19 protein-coding genes are annotated in these 21549 nt (G+C 61.0%); 9 read left to right on the top strand and 10 right to left on the bottom strand.

Annotated elements, in window-relative coordinates; translation table 11 throughout:
* The first annotated feature begins 1 nt into the window (after position 1).
* From WBQ96_RS21685 to WBQ96_RS21675, 3 genes are read left to right on the top strand one after another with little or no spacing between them, the layout of a single operon-like run.
* Positions 2–1099 (top strand): mandelate racemase/muconate lactonizing enzyme family protein, encoded by a 1098-nt coding sequence (locus WBQ96_RS21685; RefSeq protein WP_336554188.1) that lies wholly within the window; start codon positions 2–4, stop codon positions 1097–1099.
* Complete coding sequence (locus tag WBQ96_RS21680; RefSeq protein WP_336554186.1) at positions 1096–2262, top strand: M24 family metallopeptidase; 1167 nt, start codon at positions 1096–1098, stop codon at positions 2260–2262. Before WBQ96_RS21685 ends, WBQ96_RS21680 begins: the two co-directional genes overlap by 4 nt.
* Positions 2263–2282: 20 nt before the next feature.
* A complete protein-coding gene (locus tag WBQ96_RS21675) occupies positions 2283–3206 on the top strand; it encodes a dihydrodipicolinate synthase family protein (protein ID WP_336554184.1) in 924 nt (307 codons plus the stop codon).
* Positions 3207–3272: 66 nt separating this feature from the next.
* Here the strand turns inward: WBQ96_RS21675 and WBQ96_RS21670 are convergent, their stop codons facing one another.
* Positions 3273–4466, bottom strand: coding sequence for a pyridoxal phosphate-dependent aminotransferase (locus WBQ96_RS21670; RefSeq protein ID WP_442920879.1), 1194 nt, complete (start codon positions 4464–4466; stop codon positions 3273–3275).
* A 201-nt stretch (positions 4467–4667) separates the two neighbouring features.
* On the opposite strand from WBQ96_RS21670, the gene WBQ96_RS21665 reads away from it, so the two are divergent.
* The 4 genes from WBQ96_RS21665 to WBQ96_RS21650 all read left to right on the top strand — a co-directional run bounded on the left by WBQ96_RS21665 (position 4668) and on the right by WBQ96_RS21650 (position 8652).
* On the top strand, positions 4668–5885 hold the full coding sequence (locus tag WBQ96_RS21665) for a glutamine amidotransferase-related protein (RefSeq protein WP_336554180.1): 1218 nt from the start codon (positions 4668–4670) through the stop codon (positions 5883–5885).
* 17 nt (positions 5886–5902) lie between these two features.
* Positions 5903–6685, top strand: a complete 783-nt coding sequence (locus WBQ96_RS21660; RefSeq protein ID WP_336554179.1) for an SDR family oxidoreductase — start codon at positions 5903–5905, stop codon at positions 6683–6685.
* A gap of 112 nt (positions 6686–6797) precedes the next feature.
* On the top strand, positions 6798–7817 hold the full coding sequence (locus WBQ96_RS21655) for an LLM class flavin-dependent oxidoreductase (protein ID WP_336554224.1): 1020 nt from the start codon (positions 6798–6800) through the stop codon (positions 7815–7817).
* Between the two features lie 136 nt (positions 7818–7953).
* Positions 7954–8652, top strand: a complete 699-nt coding sequence (locus WBQ96_RS21650) for a class I SAM-dependent methyltransferase (protein WP_336554178.1) — start codon at positions 7954–7956, stop codon at positions 8650–8652.
* Between the two features lie 11 nt (positions 8653–8663).
* Here the strand turns inward: WBQ96_RS21650 and WBQ96_RS21645 are convergent, their stop codons facing one another.
* Complete coding sequence (locus WBQ96_RS21645; protein ID WP_336554176.1) at positions 8664–9809, bottom strand: acyltransferase family protein; 1146 nt, start codon at positions 9807–9809, stop codon at positions 8664–8666.
* 322 nt (positions 9810–10131) lie between these two features.
* Here WBQ96_RS21645 and WBQ96_RS21640 point away from each other — a divergent pair, with 322 nt between their 5' ends.
* Positions 10132–10905: a metallophosphoesterase gene (locus WBQ96_RS21640; protein ID WP_336554174.1), complete on the top strand. Its 774-nt coding sequence runs from the start codon at positions 10132–10134 to the stop codon at positions 10903–10905.
* A gap of 43 nt (positions 10906–10948) precedes the next feature.
* On the opposite strand, the gene WBQ96_RS21635 is transcribed toward WBQ96_RS21640, so the two are convergent.
* The 8 genes from WBQ96_RS21635 to WBQ96_RS21600 all read right to left on the bottom strand — a co-directional run bounded on the left by WBQ96_RS21635 (position 10949) and on the right by WBQ96_RS21600 (position 19917).
* Positions 10949–13282 (bottom strand): polysaccharide biosynthesis tyrosine autokinase, encoded by a 2334-nt coding sequence (locus WBQ96_RS21635; RefSeq protein ID WP_336554172.1) that lies wholly within the window; start codon positions 13280–13282, stop codon positions 10949–10951.
* A gap of 197 nt (positions 13283–13479) precedes the next feature.
* The gene (locus WBQ96_RS21630) at positions 13480–14376 is read right to left on the bottom strand and encodes a UTP--glucose-1-phosphate uridylyltransferase (RefSeq protein ID WP_336554170.1); all 897 of its coding nucleotides are present in this window, start codon (positions 14374–14376) and stop codon (positions 13480–13482) included.
* Positions 14377–14440: 64 nt separating this feature from the next.
* Positions 14441–15403, bottom strand: coding sequence for a glycosyltransferase family 2 protein (locus WBQ96_RS21625; RefSeq protein ID WP_336554168.1), 963 nt, complete (start codon positions 15401–15403; stop codon positions 14441–14443).
* Positions 15393–16358: a glycosyltransferase gene (locus WBQ96_RS21620; RefSeq protein WP_336554166.1), complete on the bottom strand. Its 966-nt coding sequence runs from the start codon at positions 16356–16358 to the stop codon at positions 15393–15395. The genes WBQ96_RS21625 and WBQ96_RS21620 overlap by 11 nt, the downstream gene beginning before the upstream one ends.
* The gene (locus WBQ96_RS21615; protein ID WP_336554221.1) at positions 16355–17356 is read right to left on the bottom strand and encodes a glycosyltransferase family 2 protein; all 1002 of its coding nucleotides are present in this window, start codon (positions 17354–17356) and stop codon (positions 16355–16357) included. Before WBQ96_RS21615 ends, WBQ96_RS21620 begins: the two co-directional genes overlap by 4 nt.
* Positions 17357–17364: 8 nt before the next feature.
* Entirely contained in the window at positions 17365–18540 is a 1176-nt protein-coding gene (locus WBQ96_RS21610; RefSeq protein WP_336554164.1) for a glycosyl transferase family 1, read from the bottom strand.
* A gap of 12 nt (positions 18541–18552) precedes the next feature.
* On the bottom strand, positions 18553–19374 hold the full coding sequence (locus WBQ96_RS21605) for a glycoside hydrolase family 16 protein (protein ID WP_442920878.1): 822 nt from the start codon (positions 19372–19374) through the stop codon (positions 18553–18555).
* 159 nt (positions 19375–19533) lie between these two features.
* Positions 19534–19917 carry a hypothetical protein gene (locus WBQ96_RS21600; RefSeq protein WP_165114470.1) on the bottom strand — a complete coding sequence of 128 codons (384 nt, stop codon included), beginning with the start codon at positions 19915–19917 and terminating at the stop codon, positions 19534–19536.
* Between the two features lie 663 nt (positions 19918–20580).
* Here WBQ96_RS21600 and WBQ96_RS21595 point away from each other — a divergent pair.
* Positions 20581–21540: a glycosyltransferase family 2 protein gene (locus WBQ96_RS21595; protein ID WP_165114806.1), complete on the top strand. Its 960-nt coding sequence runs from the start codon at positions 20581–20583 to the stop codon at positions 21538–21540.
* The last annotated feature ends 9 nt before the right edge of the window (positions 21541–21549 follow it).

Raw genomic sequence — 21549 nt, 5'->3', positions numbered from 1 at the left:
CATGCGCGCCTCACTCCATCGCGCGATGTTGCACTACGGCGGCAACTTGATGCTGCACACGGCATCGTCGGGGCCGGTCTCCGGTCTCCATGCGCTGTATCTGCATCTGGATGACGGCGACGTTGCCGGCACCGGTGAAGTGCGCATCAACATCGCCTATCTCAACGGTCTTTCGGAAGACGCGGTTGAGCAGGAGGCGATTGCGCTCTTCGAGACCATCGACTGGTCAAGAAAGCCGGAAGCGCTGCTTGCCGATGCGACGATCCTGAAAGGCGTGAGCGCTCCGGTGCGGATGTTGCTGGATGGCGCGCTGCACGATCTCATTTCCCGACGCGCCGGCTTACCCCTGGCGCATTGGCTGGGCGGCGACCGGACGCGCCCGATAAAACACGCGACCAACCAGACGCTTTTCATCTCGTCTTCGGAGCGTTTTCTGGAGCAGGCGGATGCCTATGTCTCGCGGGGCTTTCGGGATCTGAAGGTGCGGGTCGGCTCTGGCGGCTTTGCCGAAGATATGGCGCGGCTTGAAAGTCTGCGCGCCCGCTTCGGTTCGAAGATCAAGCTCGCCATCGACGCCAATGGCGCGTGGACATTCGAAGAAGCCTTGGAAAATCTGTCGGCGCTTGCGCCCATCAACCTCGCCTATGTGGAACAGCCGATCGCTGCCGGCAACTGGGCGGCCCTTTCCGAACTCGCCGACAAGAGCGCCATACCGCTGATGCTCGATGAAAGCGTCGCAGGCCAATCCGACGTCGACGCCATCATCGCGGCTAACGGACGGCTTTGGGCGCATCTGAAGCTGGTGAAGATGGGCGGCATCGCCCCGACGATGAAAGCCGCAACCCGGCTTCGCGAGGCGGGCATTCCCTTCATGATCGGGCAGATGAATGAGGGTGGTCTCGCGACGGCGGCCGCCTTGCACGTCGCCTGTGCAGCCCAGCCGAAATTTGCCGAGCTCTATGGCGCGGACGGCATCGAGAACGATCCGGCGCCGGGTCTCGCATACGAAAACGGATCCGTCAGCGGCACGCAGTCTCCGGGTCTGGGATTGGAATTCGACGCGTCGAAAACGCGTCTCATAAGGGAGTTTGGACAGTGAAGAATATCGGCGTTCAGCAGGGACAGGAATCCGCCTTTCCCAAGGAAGAGTACGAAGCACGCCAGGCACGCGCGCGCCAGAATCTGGTCGAGGCAGGCATCGATGCGCTGGTGGTGACAGGCCCGGAAAACATCTTCTATCTCACCGGCCAGCAGACGCCCGGCTACTATACGTTCCAGGCGCTGGTTCTTCCGGCCGAAGGCGATCCGGTATTCGTGATCCGTCAGCTCGAATATTTCAACTTCATCGCCAACACCTTCATTTCGGACGCCGAGGTCTATCAGGACGGCGATGAGCCTGTCGGCTTCCTCGTCGCGCTTATCGAGAAGCGTGGGCTCGCTTCAAAGCGGGTGGCGATAGACAAGCGCGGCTGGTTTCTTCCGATTGCCGTTTACGAGACGCTGCAGGCACGCCTCGGAACCATCCATGACGGTGCCGGCGTTATAGAAAAGCTTCGTGCCGTCAAATCTCCGTTGGAAGTCGAGAAGCTCGAAAAGGCTGCGACCTATGTCGATGCCGGCATGAAGGCCGGTCTGGCGACGGTGCGCGCGGGTGCTACGGAAAACGATCTCGTCGCCTCGATGATGCAGGCGGCGATTGCCGCCGGCTCCGAATATATGGGCATGGAGCCGCTGGTTTCCTCAGGGCCGCGCACCGGCGTTCCGCACGGAACATGGCGCCGCCGCAAGATCGAGAACGGCGATCCTGCGTTCCTCGAAATGGCTGCCTGCCACGACCGTTATCACGCAGCCCTTATGCGCTCGGCCTGGGTCGGCAAGCCTCCGCGCGAGGCGATCGATATGATGAAGACCTGCCAGGAAGCGCTGCAGGTGGCGCTGGATGCCATTCGCCCGGGCGTTGCCTGCGAGGTCCCGCACATTGCCTGCCAGAAGGTCATCGACGCGGCCGGCTACACCGACAATTTCCGCAAGCGGCTCGGCTACAGCGTCGGCATCTCCTTCGCACCCGATTGGGGCGAGGGCGCAATTCTCAGCCTCAATGCAGGGGTGAAGACCGAACTGCAGCCGGGCATGACGTTCCATTTGCCGCCGGCGCTGCGCATCTACGGCCGCTTCACGGTCGGCGTCAGCGAAACCATTGTCGTTACCGAAACCGGATACCGCGCACTCGGCACGATCGGGCGCGAACTTCTGGAAGTCTAGGGTCAAACAGGGATAAGAACATGAAGGACATCAACGAAACACGTGCCCGGCTGAAGGGCATCTTCAACATAACGGTCACGCCGTTCACCGCAAATGGCGATATCGACAAGGCCGGCTTCGCGCGCAGCATCGAGCGCGTCATCGGGCTTGGCTATGACGGTATCCTGATCGGCGGCACCTATGGCGAGTTTCCGGCTATGTCGACGGAAGAGCGGGCCGATCTTTTCCGGCATGCCATGGACGTTGCGGGAGACCGCGTCCCGGTCATGCTGTGCAGCGCGCATTCGGATATCCGCGTCGTGAAAGACCTGACGCGCCTGGCAGGCGAGCTTGGCGGCCTGCCGATGGTGACGCCGCCATACGTCTCCGAAGTCACCGACGGCCAGATCGTGTCGTTCTTCCGTGACATGGCGCCGCTGTCGAAGACCGGTATTCTCGTCTACAACGCACCGGGCATCGGCATTACGCTTTCGCCGTCCATTCTCGAGCAGCTTGCCGATATCGACAATGTCGCGGGCGTCAAGCAGGGCGATCTTACCCCCACTGCAATCGACCAGATCGCCAACCGCATCGGCGGCCGCATCCGTCTGTTCTGTGCGTCGGATCTCGCTTTCCTCGGGCCGATGATGGCCGGGTTCGACGGCATCAGTTCGACCAACAGCTGCGCGCTGCCGGAACTCATTCTCGATACCTATCGCGCTCTGGAGAATGGCGACGCGACCAAGGCACGCGACCTCCACCGCATCTGGTATTCGTTCCGCGCACTGGCGCGCAAGCATGGCCAGCCGCAGACGACCAAGGCTGCCATGAACCTTCGCGGCTTCGACGGCGGTTCGGTGCGGGCGCCTCTGCGCAATCTGGAAAAGCCGGTGATCGAGGAGATCGCAAAGGTCCTGGAGACGCTGCGCGGCGATACGCGCGCGCAGGTTACGCTCGCCGCCTAAGGCGAAAACCTCTCAATAAAAAAACCCGGCTACATCGCTGTAGCCGGGTTTTTTGTTTGCCTGGTTTCAGGCGGCGTTGCGTCCGTGCAATCTTGCACACGCATTGACGATACGGTCGCAGGCCGTACGCAAAGTCTCCGTGTCGACGGCATAGGCAATGCGAACATGTCCCGGCGCGCCGAAGGCCGAACCGTGGACCACGCCGACATGCGCGGTTTCGAGAAGGTAGGAGGCGAACTCCAGATCGGTGCTTATTACGCGTCCATCCGGGCGCGCGGTGCCGAGCAGCTTGGAGCAGTCGGCAAAGACGTAGAACGCGCCTTCAGGCGTGTCGGCATGCAATCCGTCGATCTTGCCCAGGGCTGCAAGAACGATGTCGCGACGCTCGCGCAAGGTTTCGATCCAGTCGGACATGAAGCCGATCCCGCCATCCAGTGCAGCGATCGCCGCGCGCTGGCTGATCGAACTCGGATTGGAGGTGCTTTGGGATTGCAGGACCTGCATAGCCTCGATCAGCCAGGCCGGGCCGGCGGCATAGCCAAGGCGCCATCCCGTCATCGAATACCCCTTCGACAGGCCATTGACCGTCAGCACGCGCGCTTTCAAAGCGGGTTCGATCGCGGCGGGCGTGGCGAATTCGCCTTCGAAGCGCACATGCTCGTAAATGTCGTCGGCCATTATGAGAACGCCGTCGTGGCCAAGCAGAACGTCGGTCAGCGCCTTCATTTCAGCATTGCTGTATACCGCACCCGTCGGGTTGTTCGGTGAGTTCAGGATGACCCATTTCGTTTGCGGGGTCAGTGCTGCCGACAGGGCTGCGGGGGTGAGCTTCCAGGCTTCCTCGGCGCGGCATTGGACGATAACCGGTTCGCCGCCTGCGAGCCGGATCATGTCCGGATAGGAAACCCAGTAGGGAGCCGGCACGATCACTTCGTCGCCGGATGCGAGCGTCGCCAGAAGCGCGTTGAAGATGAGCTGCTTGGCGCCGGCGCCGGCGATTATCTCGGAAGGCTCATAGGAAAGGCCGTTTTCACGCGCGAACTTGCGCTGGATCGCAGCTTTCAGCTCGGCGGTGCCGGCCACGGCGGTATATTTGGTGTCGCCGTCGCGGATCGCAGCAATTCCCGCTTCGCAGATCGCTTCAGGCGTCGCGAAATCGAGCTCGCCTTCGCCGAGATTTATGACGGAATGGCCTGCTGCCGTAAGCGCGCGAACCTTGTTGGAAATTTCAGCAGTCGGCGAAGCGCCAACGAGTTTCATGCGGGGAGCAAGCGATGGATGCACGGTCAGATTCCTTGTGGTGAATTCTTTACATTGTATAATTGTTTTTATATTGTGCAATCTGTGATCGGCAAATTATGTCGTTAAATCAGCATTTCTTATGAAGAAACGCTTGTTCGTGTGTGAGCAGAAGTGCATATATTGAATGATTGCATGCGATCATAAATTACAGGGTTTGCGATGAGTTTGGTGCTTGTCACGCATGAGATTGACGAACCCGCGCTGTATGGTGCGGCGGCAGCGGTGATCGCAGCGCGACGTGGCGGCCGGGTGCTCTATCCCGAATTCCGTTTTGACACCGGCCTGCACGCCGATGCGGTTCAGCATGTGCTCGCAGCGGGCGGACTTGGGCCAAGCGGGCTCTATTGGGCCGATCGCCTGACACAGTCGCCGGCTCGTGCGGCTTCAAGCGTCGATGAGATCGTCGCGGCGGCGCGCGCGAGTGAAATCGTCGTGCCTATCCATCTCGAATATCTTCGCAACCCAACGCTTCCGGGCACCATCGTTCGCGCGGCCCAAAATGCAGGGGTCGAAACGACGATCGTTACAATAAGAACTTCCGGCGACAGCTTTGTCGCTGAAGGTGATACACTTGCGGCTAGGGATGCTTTGGGGCGGATCACGGATAGCCCCGAAAGCGCCTCCGAAAATCGTATTCCCCTGGAGATAGGCCTGATCGCGGCCGAAGCGGACCAGCGCGGCATCTACCCCGCCACGCTTGCCAGCCTTGCCGATGCCGCCGATAGCCTGTCGATCAATCTAACAGTCAAATTCATCGATCCCGTTGCGTTGCGCGACGCGGGAAATTTTGTAATTCCCGCCTCGCTTGCCGGCATCCTGCTACCTGGTGGCGCAGCGATGAAGAACGTTCCCGGGCAGATCGAAGCTGCCGCCGCCGGTCTCGCTGCCGGCGTCCCGACTGTCGGGCTGTGTCTGGGCATGCAGACGATGGCGACGGCGATTGCATGGCGTCGGTTCGGACGCGGAACCGCCAATCTCGCGGAAGCCGATCCGGCAGCGCCGATCAAGACCTTCGTGCCGATGGCCGGAGAGAAGGGTCTGGACGGCCGTGCCTTGCCCGAGCATCGAACCGGAACGCATTCAAGCGCTGTGACAGCGCAAACGCGTCTGGCTGAAATCCTGCCCGCCTCGACCACTGTTCACTACAATCATCGCTATCGGCTTGATCCGGCACTCGTGAAAGAACTCGAAGAGGCTGGCTTGCGCGTCGCCGCTACCGGTTTCGACGGTGCAATCGTCGATGCGATCGAGGGCCGCGATCATCCCTTCTTCATCGGCATGCAAGGCCATCCCGAACTTGGCTCGCGCGAAAATAACCCTCATCCGCTGCTGTCCGCATTCCTGTCGGCAGCACGCGAATACGCTCACTCGCATTGAAACCGGGACTTTAAAAAATGGATCTCAACATAAAAGGCCGCAGCGCGCTCGTGCTCGGCTCCAGCCAGGGGCTGGGTTTTGCCATCGCGCGCAATCTGGCGCTTGAAGGCGCATCGGTCACGCTGATCGGCCGTTCAGGCGAACGGTTGAATGCGGCTGCGGAAAAGATCCGCGCCGAAAGTAGCGCGGAAGTGAATACCGAGGTGCTGGACCTCTCCGATTCCGACACGCTCGAGGCATGGGTTCCGGTCATCAGCACGCGTGCCATCGATATTCTCGTCAACAATGGAGGTGGTCCTCCTCCCGGTGCGATTGCCGGTGTCGCGGCTGATGTCTGGCGCGCGCAATTCGAAACGATGGTCAATGCGCCGTTCCGCATAACGGCGGGCGTCTTGCCGGGCATGCGCAGCCGCAAATGGGGCCGCATCGTCAATGTCGTTTCGTCAGGCGTCGTGCAGCCAATTCCAAACCTTGGAATTTCCAACACCTTGCGCCTTTCGATCCTGGGCTGGGCAAAAACGCTTGCAGCCGAAGTTGCGGCCGACGGCGTCACGGTAAACTCGGTCATTCCGGGCCGCATTCATACCTCGCGCGTCGACCAGCTCGACAAGGCCGCGGCAGACCGCACCGGCAGCACGCCGGAAGCCGTGGCCGAGGCCTCGCGCGCCGGTATCCCGATGGGCCGCTACGGCAAGCCCGAGGAATTTGCCGACGCCGTTGCATTCCTGGCGAGCGAGCGGGCGAGCTATATCACCGGTACGACTTTGCGCGTGGACGGTGGAATGCTGCGGAGCGTGTAAGGCCGGAACGCCAGCATTTCGAGCCACCTCCGCTTGGGAAAACCGCTGCGATGTCGGCCGATGACGCATCTTTGCATTGCAGCATAAGCCGCACATGCTACATCCTCGCGGTATGAAGAAAATCGGTTTCCTATCGTTCGGGCATTGGTCGCCCTCGTCCCAATCGCAGACGCGGTCTGCGTCCGATGCCCTTTTGCAGTCGATCGACCTGGCGGTCGCTGCGGAGGAACTGGGCGCGGACGGCGCTTATTTTCGCGTGCATCACTTTGCCCGCCAGCTCGCCTCGCCATTTCCACTTCTGGCGGCAATCGGCGCGAAGACCAGCCGTATCGAGATCGGCACGGCAGTCATCGACATGCGCTACGAGAACCCGCTCTATATGGCCGAGGACGCGGGCGCTGCCGATCTGATCGCCGGAGGACGCCTGCAACTCGGCATCAGCCGCGGCTCGCCCGAGCAGGTGATCGACGGATGGCGCTACTTCGGTTACGCCCCGCCGGAAGGCCAGACCGACGTCGACATGGCCAGGCGCCATGCGGAGGTATTCCTGGAGGTGCTGCGCGGGCAGGGTTTTGCGCAGCCCAACCCGCGGCCGATGTTTCCAAATCCGCCCGGGCAACTGCGTGTCGAGCCGCATTCCCAAGGCTTGCGCGACCGGATCTGGTGGGGTGCTGCCACCAACGCCACCGCAGAATGGGCGGCTGCAGCGGGAATGAACCTGCAGAGCTCGACGCTCAAATTCGATGAGAGCGGAAAGCCCCTTCATATCCAGCAGGCCGATCAGATCCGCGCCTTCCGCGCTGCGTGGAAGACGGCGGGACACGAGCGCGAACCGCAGGTGTCGATCAGCCGCAGCATCTTCGCACTGATGGACGACCGCGACCGCGCCTATTTCGGCGGGGGTGAGAGCGAGGATCATTTCGGCTATATCGAGGCCGACAAACGCGCTGTGTTCGGCCGCAGCTATGCCGCCGAACCGGACGTCCTCGTCGAGCAGCTGAAAAAGGACGAGGCAATCGCCGAGGCCGACACGCTGCTCCTGACCGTCCCCAATCAGCTCGGCGTCGACTACAACGCACATGTCATCGAGGCCATCATGACCCATGTTGCCCCGGCGATGGGTTGGCGCTGACGCTTGCCTGTATTTGCTCAGCCGATATACCGATTTCGGATTATGGAAAGTACATCTTGTCGACCTTTGTGAATACTTGTCCGTTTTTGGCAAAGATGTTTGAGTAATAGAGGGGGGAGAACAAAGGTTCGCCTCTATGTTGCATCTAGTCGGAAATGCTCGTCTGCGGAGCATTCATGATCTTCTCGGCCCGCTTATCAAGGGCAGAAGAATGCTCGACATTGGAACCATCGGGCACGAGTTCGAGGCCCGGCAGGAGATCGGCACCTTCTACCTTTCCGAATTCGTCGGCCTGGCCGGCTATGTGAAAGGCATCGACATTCTTGAAGAGGATGTCGCCCGCGCCCGCGCCGCCGGCTTCGAGGTTGTCGTCGGCGATGCCGAATCTTTTGTCGATACCGAACCCTATGACGTGGTCTTCGCCGGCGAACTGATCGAGCATCTGAGCAATCCGGGCCTTTTTCTCCGCTGCTCGATCCGCAATCTGAAAAAGGACGGCGTCCTCGTCATCACGACGCCGAACGCTTTTTCCATGAGCCGGCTGCTGAAATGCGTCTTCGGCCTCACCAACGAGCCGCCGGTCAATCCCGAGCACACCTGTTACTACACGCCGCAGACCTTGCAGCAACTGTCAGTTCGCGAAGGCTTTGAGATCAAGCAGATCTATTTTTCCGACTATGACTACGGAACGCGCGGCGTGACGATGAAACGTGCCTTCATGCTGCGCGTGAACAAGCTGCTCTGCGATCTGTTCCCGCAGCTCAGCCAGTCCTTCATCGCGGTCTTGGGGCGGCCGTCCGAAGCACGCGATGGATTGTCGCCATCAGGCGCCTAACAACCCTCGGATCAAGCGGACGCCCGCTCCGCCGCCGGCCGCCACAGTGGCTGAACCTTGTGGCCGGCGTTGAACAGGAAGATCAGCAAGCCGGAGCGGTTGATGATCTGCAGCCCGATGATTGCACCGATCACCGCCAGAACGGGCAGCGTGAAGAAGGTGATCGGAAACAGGTCCGAACCGTAATTGCCGAAAAAGCGGCGGAAGACGATGCCGGCGTAATCGAACAGGATCGCGTGGCTGCAGAACAGGAAGAAGCAATAGGGTTCGAACCGGATGAACGGTTCGGCAAAGGATGACCGCCGGATAAGCTCCGTCAGATACCAGAAACCGGCTGCCATGGTTATGCGCAGCAGCGTGTCCAGCGTCAGCCGCAGCGTATCGTCCATATCCGAAAGCAAGATACCCTGAATGCGGAAATAGAGGAAAATCGCGGCCGTTGCCGCAAGGCCGATCGCAAGAGGGTGCGCGATCCGGTCGATCTCCTGCTCGTTCGCCCATGACAGGCGAATCCACATGCCCATGGCGAAAAACAGCATCAGCTGCGGCCTTTGCAGAATGTAGAGGTCTTCCCCGAAAAGTGTGAAGACGACGAGCAGCAGGATGGTCGCAACCGGCAGCCGCTTGATCGCGAAATAAAGCAGCGGGGAGAACAGGCAGCAGACGAAAAGGTCGCGCAGGAACCACAGCGGCACGACCAATGGCCACTCAGTCACGGCAAGGAAGGCGTTGGCCATACCGGGCACGGTAAACTCCGGCCAATTCCGCCAATTGTCGGAAAGCAGCCCGTAGGCACCCAGCAGCGCCAGCGCCAGCACGTTCCAGGCCACCAATGGCACGACCAGCGTCTTCAACTTCGATTTGTAAAGATCGAGCGTGCCCAGCTTGAGCAGGCTTGAGACGATGAAATAACCCGAAACCACGCTGAGCAGCGAAACCGAGCTCAGCCCCATCAGCCTTGTCAGGATGAAATAGACGATGTCGAAGAAGCCGGCGTCCCGGTCGTAGACATTCTCGGCAATGCCCGGTTGGACGTGAACGAAAGTCATGAAGAAGATGCACAGCGTCCGCGCGATCTTGATGCGGTTCGACATCGTCTTGGCGACAGGCGACAGGCCGGTTGCGCTTGGCGCGGGCGAAGATGTTCTTGCTGTCAAAACGTTCTCCTTGAACAGTCGCGCGGTGGTTTCACCGCTTGGCTGCAGGTGTTCTCGTTGAAAGAGCGATGCCGGAGCGAATCCGGGTGCAACATCGCGGCGTGCCACGGAGGCAGCTCCCATCCCTGGCGCCCTGCATGCAGGGCCAGGTGCCGGCCGACTTGCGGCTGGCACAGGACATCGACACCATGTAAGCCGTTTGGGTGGTTCAAATGTGAATGTTGTGCAATTTCTGCGCGATTTCCGATTCACGAAATGCAACGTCGTTTAATACAAAGGCTGCAATGGGAGCTGCGTGGCTCGAAAGCAGAGAATATCGCCTATGAAGAAATTCGCAGGCCTGTTTGGTCTGGACAAAAACCCGGGGCGGGAACGGCGCGCCCGCTTGAAGATCGAGACCGCGGGAGCCGCTGTCTATGCGATCGGTGATGTCCATGGCTGCCTCGAGCTGCTTCTGGCGCTGGAGCGCTTGATCGTGGCCGATGCGCGCGATCTGCCGGGGCGCAAGATCATCGTCATGCTCGGTGACTATGTCGATCGCGGGCCTGCCTCCTCGCAGGTGATCGATCACCTGATGGCCCCGCCGCCAGCCGGCTTCGAGCGTATTTGCCTGGCCGGAAACCATGAAGTGGCGATGCTGGACTACATAGACAGGCGCCTGACGCTGGGCGACTGGATGCATATGGGGGCAGGGCCGACACTTTTGTCCTATGGGGTCGACCCCGAACGTCTCGGCTCCATCTACCAGTCCCGGCAGGTCGACGACATGATCAGGCATGCCATTCCGGCAGGACATGTCGCGTTCCTGCGGTCGCTTCCGATTCTCATCGAGGCGAAGCGATACATCTTCGTCCATGCCGGCATCCGGCCCGAACTCGATCTCGACCGGCAGTCGGATGACGATCTGGTCTTCATTCGCACCGCCTTCTACGACAAAGCGCATCTCCTGAAGAAATATGTCGTCCACGGCCACACGCCGGTCACGGAAGCGAAGCTCGAAGGCACACGCATCAATGTCGATACGGGCGCCTTCTTTTCTGGACGGCTGACCGCCCTGCGCATATGGCAGAACAAGGGCCGTTACCTCACGACCTGACCTGCTGGGCAGGCGGGTCCTGCAAACGGAAACCGCCGGGCTCTCAGGCTTTTGCCGTCAGGCCAGCCTGCTCGATATAGTAGGACGAATAACGGTCGAGATATTGTTCCGAACCGCCATAGGCGCCGTAACGCACCAGCTTCTTCATGTCCGTCTTGTTCAGGATGATGCCGAGCAGCTTGGAGGCGATCTGCGGTTCGCCCTGCAGCGTTGCCTTCACCAATGCGCGCGGCGTAACACCCCACTCGGAGACCATCACGAATCCATCGGCAAACGGCGCGAACGCCTTTGCGTCGACCACCGGGCCGAGCGGCGGCAGGTCTACGACGATGTAATCATAGGCGTTGCGGGCGTCGGTCAGGAGGTCGTTCATTCCCGGTCCCGAAAGCAGCTCGCTGGTGTGCGACAGCCGCCCGCGAACCACGGCGGGGATGATGTTGAGCTTGGTCGTGCGGTCGACCATGACCGTGGTTTGCCAGCGCTGCTCGCCGACGATCGCCTCGACCAGCCCTCGGTCAGGCGACAGCGACAGTCCGCGGCTCAGGCCGGGATTGCGAAGATCGCCGTCGATCAGCAGCGTACGCGCGCCATTGGCGGCCAGAAGTCCGGCGAAGTTTGCCGCAACAGTCGTCTTGCCCTCGCTCGGCAGCACCGAGACGAAGCCGATCACCTTGCAGGGCCTGCCCTGCAACACGACATCGCAGGCGATCTTGGCGTTGCGAAGCGTCTCTGCAAACGACGACGATGGAGCGTTGATCGCTACCCTCAGGATGCGCGGCGTGACCGGCTCAGGGCCATCGCGTGGCGGTTTGTCGGCGCCATTGGCACCGTTCTTGGACGCAGCGTTGGAAAGGCGCGTGCCGACGATCGGCAGATAGCCGAGGAAGTTGATGTTGAGGGACGCGCGCACGTCTTCACCTGTCCTGAAGAACCGCTCGCGGAACTCCTGGAAGGCGCCGACCCCCGCCCCGCCAAACAGGCCGAGCACCAGCGACAGGCCGAGCACCATCGTCTTCTTGGGGCTTGAGGCGCCCACCGGATCGACGGCTTCCGAGATCACGCGCGCCTTGGCGATCGGGAAGGAGCGCTGCTGCGAAGCTTCCTCATGACGGGCGAGGAAGGTCTGGTAGAGTGTCGCCAGTGCGGCTGCCTTCTGTTCGAGCTCGCGCATCTGCACCATGGACTGGCTGGTTTCGGAGCTCTCTCCGGCCATCAGGCCGACATTGGCGCGCAGCGAATCCTCGCGCGACTTCGCAACCTCATATTCGGTGCGGTAGCTCTCCGTGAGCTGGTTGAGTTCCTGGAAAATCTGCCGCGAAAGGTCTCCCTGTTCGCGCCGCAGCGCGACGGCCTGGGGATGATCCTGGCCGAAACGGTCGCTGATCTCGCGCTCGCGCTTGGTGACGTCGAGGTAGCGCCCCTTCAGGTCGTTGATGACCGTGTTGTTGCTGCCCTTGTCGGAGGGGATCGTCGCGTTCTTGACGGCGTTATCCGGGCCGCTTTCGATGATCGACTTGAACTGGTTGTAGCGCGCCAGCGCATTGGCGGTATCGGCCTGCGCCAGGATGAGCTGGCTGTTGAGGTCGGCGAGTTGCCGCTCGGAGATAAGCTCGCCCCGGGCCGAGGTCAGGCCGTTCTCGGCGCGGAATTTTTCCACGGCAAGTGCTGCTGCCTGCGAACTGTCGCGCAATTCGGCCAGCCGCCCCTGAAGCCAGACGGTTGCTCGCTGCGTGGCATCGAAATTGGCGTCGAGCTGGTCGGAGAGATAGGCATTGGCATAGGCGCGGGTGATCGCGCCGGCAAGTTTCTTGTCGTAAGCCTGGAACGACAGGTCGATGACATAGCTGCGCCCGACACGCTCGGCTGACATGCCGGCCTGCAGCAGTGCTGTCGCCTTGCCGATCTTGCCGTTTGCGATCGAGGTTTCGGAGAGTTCGGGCTGCGAGGAAAACAGGCCGATGACCGACTTGATCTGATCCTTGACCCAGCCGATCGGCGAGCGCGGCGGATTGAGAAACGCGTCGTTGTTCTGAAGGTTCTCGGCCATCACCACCGCGCGGGCGAGGCGGGCCGATTTCAGGATTTCGACTTCGCTCGAAACCATCGAGTCCGCCTGGACCCGGGACGGACCTGCATCCTTCTCTTCGGCAAACTTGGTCAGCGTGTCATCAAGCAGGATGCGGGTGCCCGATGTGTATTGGGCGGGCGTGAACAGAAGATAGACGACGCCGAGCGCAAGGCCTACCGCCGCGCAAAGAGCCACCACGCGGATTTGCCGCATAGCGATAGTCATCAGGCGTTCAAGATCGATGAAGCGGTCCGCCTCATCCGGCTCCACGGCCAGTCTGCTGTTCAAGGGAATGTTTCTCTGGTGCATGATTTCGTCGACGCCAGGCGTCACTTTCGTTTTGGATGCTCTTCGATCTCATCCGATGTGCTCCGCCACTGTGATGCGGCATCAAGCATGGTTATGAGGCGAGAATGCGTTTCCGGCGCGCCTTGCGCCTGTCTACCTTGTTGACGGTCATGCCATGTCGCGGCCGATGTACTCGGCCGCGACGAGCAGTATCTGTCTCAGGCTGCGGCGCTGCGGCGCTGCTGCAACGCGATCATTTCGACGATCGGGTCGAATACGAGATCGCGGATGTCGTCGCGCGCCAGCGCGAATGCGACGTTGGCCTGGATAAAGCCTTCCTTCGAGCCGCAGTCGAACATGCGCCCGTTGAAGGGTGCTGCATGGAACTCTTGCGTTGCGGCGAGCCGCTTCATCGAATCCGTAAGCTGGATTTCGTTGCCGGCGCCGCGCTCCTGCGTGCCGAGAAGGTCGAACACCTCGGGCTGCAGGATGTAGCGGCCGTTGATGTAGTAGTTCGACGGTGCGACGGCGGCTGCCGGCTTTTCGACCATTTCGGTGACGGCAAATCCGCTGCCGACCTCCTTGCCCTTGCCGACGATGCCGTATTTGTTCGTCTCGGTCGGGTCGCACTGTTCGACCGCGATGACGTTGCCGCCGGTCTGTTCGTAAAGCTCCATCACGCCGGCAAGGCAGCCCTTGTCGCCGAACGACACCATGTCGGGCAGAAGCAGCGCAAACGGCTCGTCGCCGATGATGTCACGCGCGCACCACACGGCATGGCCGAGACCATGCGGGGCCTGCTGGCGGGTGAAGCTCACCGCGCCTGCGTTCAACTGGATCTTGTTCAGCGAAGCGAGCTGTTCCTGCTTCTTGGAGCGCGTCAGTGTGTCCAGAAGCTCGGGCTGGATGTCGAAATAATCTTCGATGACGTGCTTGTTGCGGCCGGTGACGAACACGATGTGCTCGATGCCTGCTTCCAGCGCCTCGTCGACCGCATACTGCACGACGGGACGATCGACCACCGTCAGCATTTCCTTCGGCATTGCCTTGGTTGCCGGCAGGAAACGTGTTCCAAGCCCAGCGACCGGGATCACTGCTTTTCTGACTTTTTTCATTCTATCATCCCTGATTTGATTGCTTTTTTCCAAAATATCCCCCGTCCAATTCCGAGATTTCGAATTATCCTGCCTGGCCGGCCGCCTTTCGGCCTCGAAGCGGCTCGGCAAACCGTCGCAGCCGCGCTGCGATCGGCATTCTGAGATGTTTGAGCGCGACCGGATCGCGCAACGCCGCGCCCATCGCCTTGAGCGGCGCCCGGTCCTTAAGGTGCTGCACGAGAGCCAGGAACGATGCGGCCTTTTCCAGGCTGCGGGTGCGCCGCGCCTGAGCCGATTTGGCGGCTTCATCAAGCTGATGCTCGCGCAGAAACGCGGCGTCGGCCTCGAACATCGCCTTGACATGATGCTGTTCGAGCACCCGAGAGATGGAGCCGTCGCGAATATGATAGTCGTAGCCGGCTTCCGGCTCGGCCACGCAGCGCCCGCCCTTGGCGAGTGCCGAAGCGAGGAAGATATAATCCTCGCCGATGCGCAGCGTCTCGTCGTAGCGCAGCTGGTGTTCTTCGATGAAGCGGCGCTCGAATATCGGTTTCATGTAGCCGTAGTTGAACGTGCCTTCGAAAAGGATGTTCGCGGCAATGAAGTCGGCCAGCGTGATCTCGCTGACGGCTTCGAGATGCGAATGCGGAAACATCGTCTCGCGCGTGCCGGGCTCTTCGTGGATCACGTCGAGATTGTCGACGGCAATCTGCGCCCCGGCAGCTTCTGCGCGCCGGATCATCCGGGCGAGCCGCTCAGGCTGGACCGTGTCGTCGGCGTCGAGCACCGCGATCCAGCGTCCGCTGGCAGCCTCCAATCCGGCATTGCGTGCGCCGCCAGGTCCGCGATTTTTGTCGAGGGCAATCACCTTGACCGTCTCGGGCGGGAAGGACCGCGCGAGTTCGACCGTGCCATCGCTGGAGCAGTCGTCGATGACGACCACCTCGACGGACACGCCCCGCTGGCCGAGCGCGCTTTGAACGGCCCGGGCGAGGAAAGTTTCAGCATTGTAAGCCGCGATGACGAATGTCACGTCAGGCTGCATTGCTGCTTCTCCGCGCAGGTTCATGGTCACCATATTGTTTGATTTCGCGGACGCCGAGGAGTCCACTGACGACGCCGATATGCATAACGCCGCGCAGGGCGAAACGGTTGCGTCGCTCCGGCAATATTGCCAGCCCTGCGGCTGCCGCGAAGCAATAGGCTGCCTTTGCCGAAGCAAGCCCGATCTGGGGCAGGGCGGAGCCCGCCGATGTCTGCCGCTCGACGATCAACCTGCCATGGGTCTGCCCGGAGCGGAACTTCCGCTTCGCAAGCCACGAAAACTGCGCCCGCTTGGCCGGCACCGGCTCGTAGACCCATGCTTTCGGCGCAAAGGCTATTCTGCCGCCGGCCTGATGCAGATGGGTGAAATATTCGGTGTCCTCGCCGCCCGTCTTGCCCAGCGCCAGGTTGAAGCGGCGTCCGGCCACCGGCTTTGCCGCACGGCGCAGCAGGACGTTGCAGCTATAGCCCGTGCGGATTTCGCCCTTGACCCAGACCGGCAGCGTCGAGTGAAAATCGCCCCGCGCCATCCAGCCCGGAGCGTCGTTCCCGTATGTCGCTTCGACCGGCCCGAGCACGGCGTCCGCGCCGGTTGCGAGCGCCACGTTCATGAGTTCCGACAGCCACGCCTTCGAAACGGTCTCGTCATCGTCGATGAAGGCGAGAAAATCGCCTGAACTGTTTTCCAGGCAGGCATTGCGCGCAATCGAGATGTTGGACGCCGGGCAATGCACATAGACCACCGAGAACGGCAGCTTCGCCGCAATGGCATAGACGAGGTCGCGGGCACTTGGCTCAGTGTCGTTGTCCGCAACGATGACCCGAACCGCCGTGTGCGGCGGTATGGTCAGCGCGCCGAGCGACAGCAGCGTCTCTTCCAGTTCAGGGCGGCGATAGGTGCAGACGCAGACGTCGATCCGGGTCGGCTTGGTGGCGGCTTCGTTTTGCTTGTTCATGATGCCGGTGCCTCTTTCCTTCGAAAATCGAGGAGTTGGAGCCAGAAGCCCGCTGACCATGCCAGGTGCATGACCATCGCCGAAAAGCCGGCCAGCGGCCCGTAGGGGTTGCGCTGGCTAAGTGCCATCCAGACGCCGTAACCCAGGCATGCCGCCGCCCAAAGGACTGCCGGAATGACAGCAGCCCAGCTGAGGAACGCCAGCGATGTCCCGGCAACGACCGGAAACACCATCAGTGGAATCATCTGTCGAATCTTGGGCATGGCGCGGTGCTTCAGAATGTTCTTGGCGCGGCCTCTGCCGTAGCCCAGATACTGCCTGAAGAGCGCCGGCACGGACGCACGCGGATAGTAGACCATGAACGTCTTGTCGGTCATCCAGAGCCGGTAGCCTGTAGCCCGTAGCCGATAGTCGAGTTCGGCATCCTCATTGTGGCTGAATGTCTCGTCATAGCCGCCAACCGCACGAAACGCCTTCACCCGCATGAAGGCGTGGTGACCATGGTCGGTCCAATGGCCCTTGGCCCCTTGACGGTGTGGCGAGCCGCCATTGCCGAGCTTGGAGTTCTGCGCGATAGCCGTCGCTTTCTGGAATGCGCCGAAGCCGCGCGTCGCCATCGAAACGACGATCGAGTCCGCGCCTGTCTCCTCGGCATCTTCGACCAGCCGGTCGCAATAGTCGGCCGGGTAATCGCCATGCGCGTCGATGCGGATGAAGCTCGCGAACTCGTCGCCGAATCTTTCGACGGCTAGATTGATGGCCGCGCTCTGTATCTTCTTGGGATTGGGAAGCAGCGTTACGCGCGGATTATCCGCGGCAATCCTTTGCACGATCGCCTGCGTCCCGTCGGTGCTGCCGCCATCGGCAACTACGATCTTCATGTCCAGCCGCTCGACCGAAGGCGTCAGCCGGTCGATGAGCGCCTCGATATGCGCTGCCTCGTTCAGGCAGGGAATCACCACCATGCAAGGCGTTGCCGGCAAGGCTTGGGTTGTCATTTCAGCCATCATGCCGCCTGCAACATTACGTTTGGAACGCGCATCGTTCGCAGGCCGGCCAATCGCTCGACCAGAGCCCGGCAGTCGCGCGCATCGCAGACCCACGTTCCGCGATCCTCGGCCAGGATTTTCCGGCGCGCAGCGATATAGGTTTCCGGCGTCAGGTTCTCGAAAAGCGCCGCAAGTGCGTCCACGGATGGTTCGTTGAGCAACTTGCCGAGATGCCGGTCGGCAAGAAAGCGCCCGGTTTCGGTGTTGCGCATGGCAATCGGAACCGCGCCGTAGCGGCAGCCTTCATAGAGCCGGTTCGGAAGCAGCCAGCTCGAATTCAGACCTTCCTCGAAGAAGTCGATCGCCCAGGAGAAATGCACCTCGCCATAGACGCGGGGCAGGTCTTCCGGGTTGCGATAGGCGCCCTCGAAACGCAGATAGGGCTCGGCGGCAACGAAACCGTCGAAATCGGTGAATTCGGAATAGGCCGGCCGCCCGCGCAGCACGACCTCGAAGCGGCCCTCCATGCGGCGGGTGAAGGCGGCGAGAAGCTCCAGCGATTTGCGGCAGCGCAAGGCGCCGAACCAGCCAATCTGCCATGGCTCGCCGGGTGTTGGCCCTTCGAGCTTCTGGTCGGCAGCTTCCGCTCCGCCGTTCAGTTCCAGCACCTTGTTCTGCAACAGCGCAACAGGCGCATCGATCTGGCGAAAACGCTGGAAATAGTCGCGCACGAAGGCCGGCGAACTGGTCATCAGCAGCGATGCGTTCCTGCCCAGCACGCGCTCGGTGCGCCGCAGCGCCCGCGAGATGCGGTTCTTTCCGAGCAGCAGGCGGTGGATGTCGAGGCATTCGTAGACGATTGGTACATCGGTGGAAAACAGCGCCTTTGCGCGATTGGCCAGCGCCAGCATTTCCAGATTGCGGCCGATGATGACGTCCGGCTTGCGGATGCCCTGCAGCTTACCGCCGAGTGACAGAGCTGCCTTGGCGATCGCCACGATGCGTTGCGCGAACCTGCCGTCCTGCGTCGGGCCGAGATCGATCGGCGACAACGACTCAAGACCGGCCACGGGCTTGTCGGCGCGCTTGAAGCCCGCCAGCGTGACATCCGCGCCACCGGCCTGCAGCATGATCACCCGCCGGCGGACCGCCGGATCGGAAAGATCATGCACGAGATAGAGAACGTGCAACATGTGGGACACCAGTTATTTCAGTTTGCAGACGACAGACTCGGGAAACTGACAGGCATCGCCTTCTGCTGTGAAGGCGATGCGATCGATCTCGGCCGTCACCGGCGCGCCGGGATCGGAGAACGTGCCCATCCAGGATTTCAGGATGTCGCTGCTCCACAGGCTGACGAAAATCTTGGACGCGTGGGTCGGCAGCTTTGCCGGGTCCGTCGCTTCGCCGACGAGTTCGCCGTTGACGTACCAGCTGATCCTGTCCTGCTTCCAGACGAAGGCGTAGTCGTTGAAGCGCTGGTCGGCACCGCCGGGAACATCCACCAGCTTGGCATCGCCCACGGGCTTGCCGTTGACATACTGGTTGATCTGCACCTTTGCCGGGTTCTTGCCGAGCACCTCGAAATCGATCTCGTCATGCGGCTGCTTGTCGACGGGGCCGATATAGGTGAAGAAACCGGTGTTGAGGCCAGAGCCCTTGGCAGCCTTCATGCGCACCTCATAGGTGCCGTAGCTGTAGCGCTGCTTGGTCTGGATCTCGCCGCAGGCATAGTCGAGATTCTTTATCGACTGCTTCTGGAAGCCCAGCCGCAGCATGCCGTCCGAGACCTTCACCTGATCCTTCGACCAGATGCAGTTCTGATGCTCGCCATTCGTCCAGCCGTCGGAGACATACCACTGCTTCCTGTCCAGCTTGTCGAAATTCTCGACGAAGGATTTTCCCGAGGCTTTCTTCTCCTGCGCGTGGGACGCATTCATCGTGCCCACGGAAGAGACGAGGAGGGTGCCGACGCCGAGAATGAGAAGCGTCAGGCCGCGCCGTGCCGTGCCGGTTTCGTTTGAAATCACGTGGCTTGCCACCTTTGTTTTGGCGGCGCCTCCCACGCCCACCTGTTCAAGTCACAGCATCGAAATGCTGCACTGCACATAGGTCGGTGGCAAGTTCAGAATGTGACGTGGGGCCTAATTTCGGCCTCGCGTCCGGTAACATTTTATAAGCGCACGTTAACCCTGTTCGGCCGCGGCGGGGTTCGCCGAGGCACCGTCGCCTGCGTTTGCTTGGGAAAATTGCTCGATGCGCCCGCGCAGTTCGGTAACAAAACCGATCTGACCGTCAAGCGAGGCAAGCCGCTTGGTGTAGCGGATCATCGCTTCGGTCAGTTCATCTATCTTCGATGACATGCCGGCATCGACGCGATCGTCCTCGAGCGCCTGCTGGGAGAAGGCGGCGTCGGCCGTCACCTTGTCGTAGCGATTGCGCAAGCCATTCTTTTCATTCTCGATTTCGTCGTGAATCTCATCGAGAACCTGCCTCAGCCGTTGCATGCGGCCGGCATCCGTCTCGCGGTCGCGATTCGGGTTGCGGGTTTTGAAGCGGAAAAGAGCCATATCGTTGCGCCTTGTCGAATCGCCATGCGGCTTGACCAGAGCTTACAGGAAAATCTCACCGACCCCCGAGATAAACAAGAGGATGAGGGCGCCTGACTCTCACTTCGATCATGGTCGCTGGTGAGCGCTTCTCGCGGCTGAAACCGAACCAGGATGGAGCCGTGGCTGGCGGTGCGCCGACCGGTTCCGAAACCGTCGTCCGCGGAAGCTAACGCCGGCAATTGTGCACTGCATCAAAAGTGAACGGACGACGTCGCTGCAAAGCTGGATTGAGGTGAGAAGGACCACTATCCTGAGAAGGTATGCGGTGAAAGATGCGCGCTCGGATCGGTGCGGTGACAAACTTCAGCCCGAATGTGCTGGTTTGGGACCGATTGCTCCAGCCGACATCATTCGTCACAGTTTCGGGTTAGTGGCAGGCAGCATGGACCGGCGTCGTTTGGCTCTCGGTGAACGCCTTGTTCTCCAGAAAGCCCGGAATTAGAGCATGTCGCGCAAAAGTGTGCAGCGGTTTTGCGATAACGACATGCGCAAAAACAAAGACTTAAAGCGCGGAAAGCGAATCTGAAAGATCGTGACGCGCTTTAGCCAGCCGACCAGAATTCATCGAGCGCTCATCGATAGCCTGCGAGCCTCTCCCCTAGACTTCATAAGGCGCAAGAAATGACGAAGTGCACAGCCATTATCCCTTATTACCAGCGGCAGCCCGGAATACTGCATCGCGCGCTGAAATCGGTATTTGCGCAGACCCATCCGGACTTCGACGTGATCGTCGTGGACGACGCTTCGCCGTCGCCCGTGGAGCTGGATCTGGAAGGGTTTTCGCTGGAGGAGCGGGCCAGGATTACCGTCATAAAGCAACCCAATGCAGGCCCGGGGGGAGCACGCAATATGGGCCTCGAGCACATACCCGCTGATAGCACCTATGCCGCCTTCCTAGATTCCGACGACGAGTGGACACCCGACCACCTCAAGAACGCGGTCGCCGGCCTGTCACTTTTTGATGCAGATTGTTACTGGGCCTCGATAAAAGGCGGCGACGCCTTCTATTACCACTTCGGCGTGTCGGCCCTGGCCGACGTCACCACCGTCAACCGCCTGTCGGAAGAACCGCCGATCGTCGAGGTGCCCGACCTTGCCGGCGTGATGCTGAAAAACTGGAGCTTCATGCACCTATCCTGCATGGTCATCGGCGAAAACCTGTTCCGCAAAGTGCGCTTCGAGGCTGAGTTGCGGCTTGCGGCGGAAGATGTGCTGTTCTTCTACGAATGCGTGCGCAACGCGCAGCGCAGCATTCTCAGCGAAACCGTCGGTGCAACGCGCGGCGAGGGCATCAATATTTTCCACGGCCTCGACAACGATTCACCGCAATTCCTGAAGCAGCAGTTCAACACATGGGTGGCGCTGGACCGTCTCGAAAACGGCTTTCCACACAAGCCGGAAGACAAGGCCTCGATCGAATCCTACAAGCAGACGGCGCGCCGTCAGGCTCTGTGGGGCCAGATGCGGCTGGTGCGCAAGCGCAAGGTGCCGCAACTTGGCCTGCTCGCCGAATGGGCCTGGCGTGACCCCAAAATCCTGCGCAGCGCGGTGGAACTCGCCGTATCCAAGATTTCTCGATAGGCGAGGGCG

Origin of the sequence: Mesorhizobium sp. CCNWLY176, from assembly GCF_037153935.1 — a bacterium.
Taxonomy (GTDB): domain Bacteria; phylum Pseudomonadota; class Alphaproteobacteria; order Rhizobiales; family Rhizobiaceae; genus Mesorhizobium_M; species Mesorhizobium_M zhangyense.
Note: the sequence above shows the minus strand (reverse complement) of the source record. Positions and strands in the feature narration are given on the sequence as shown.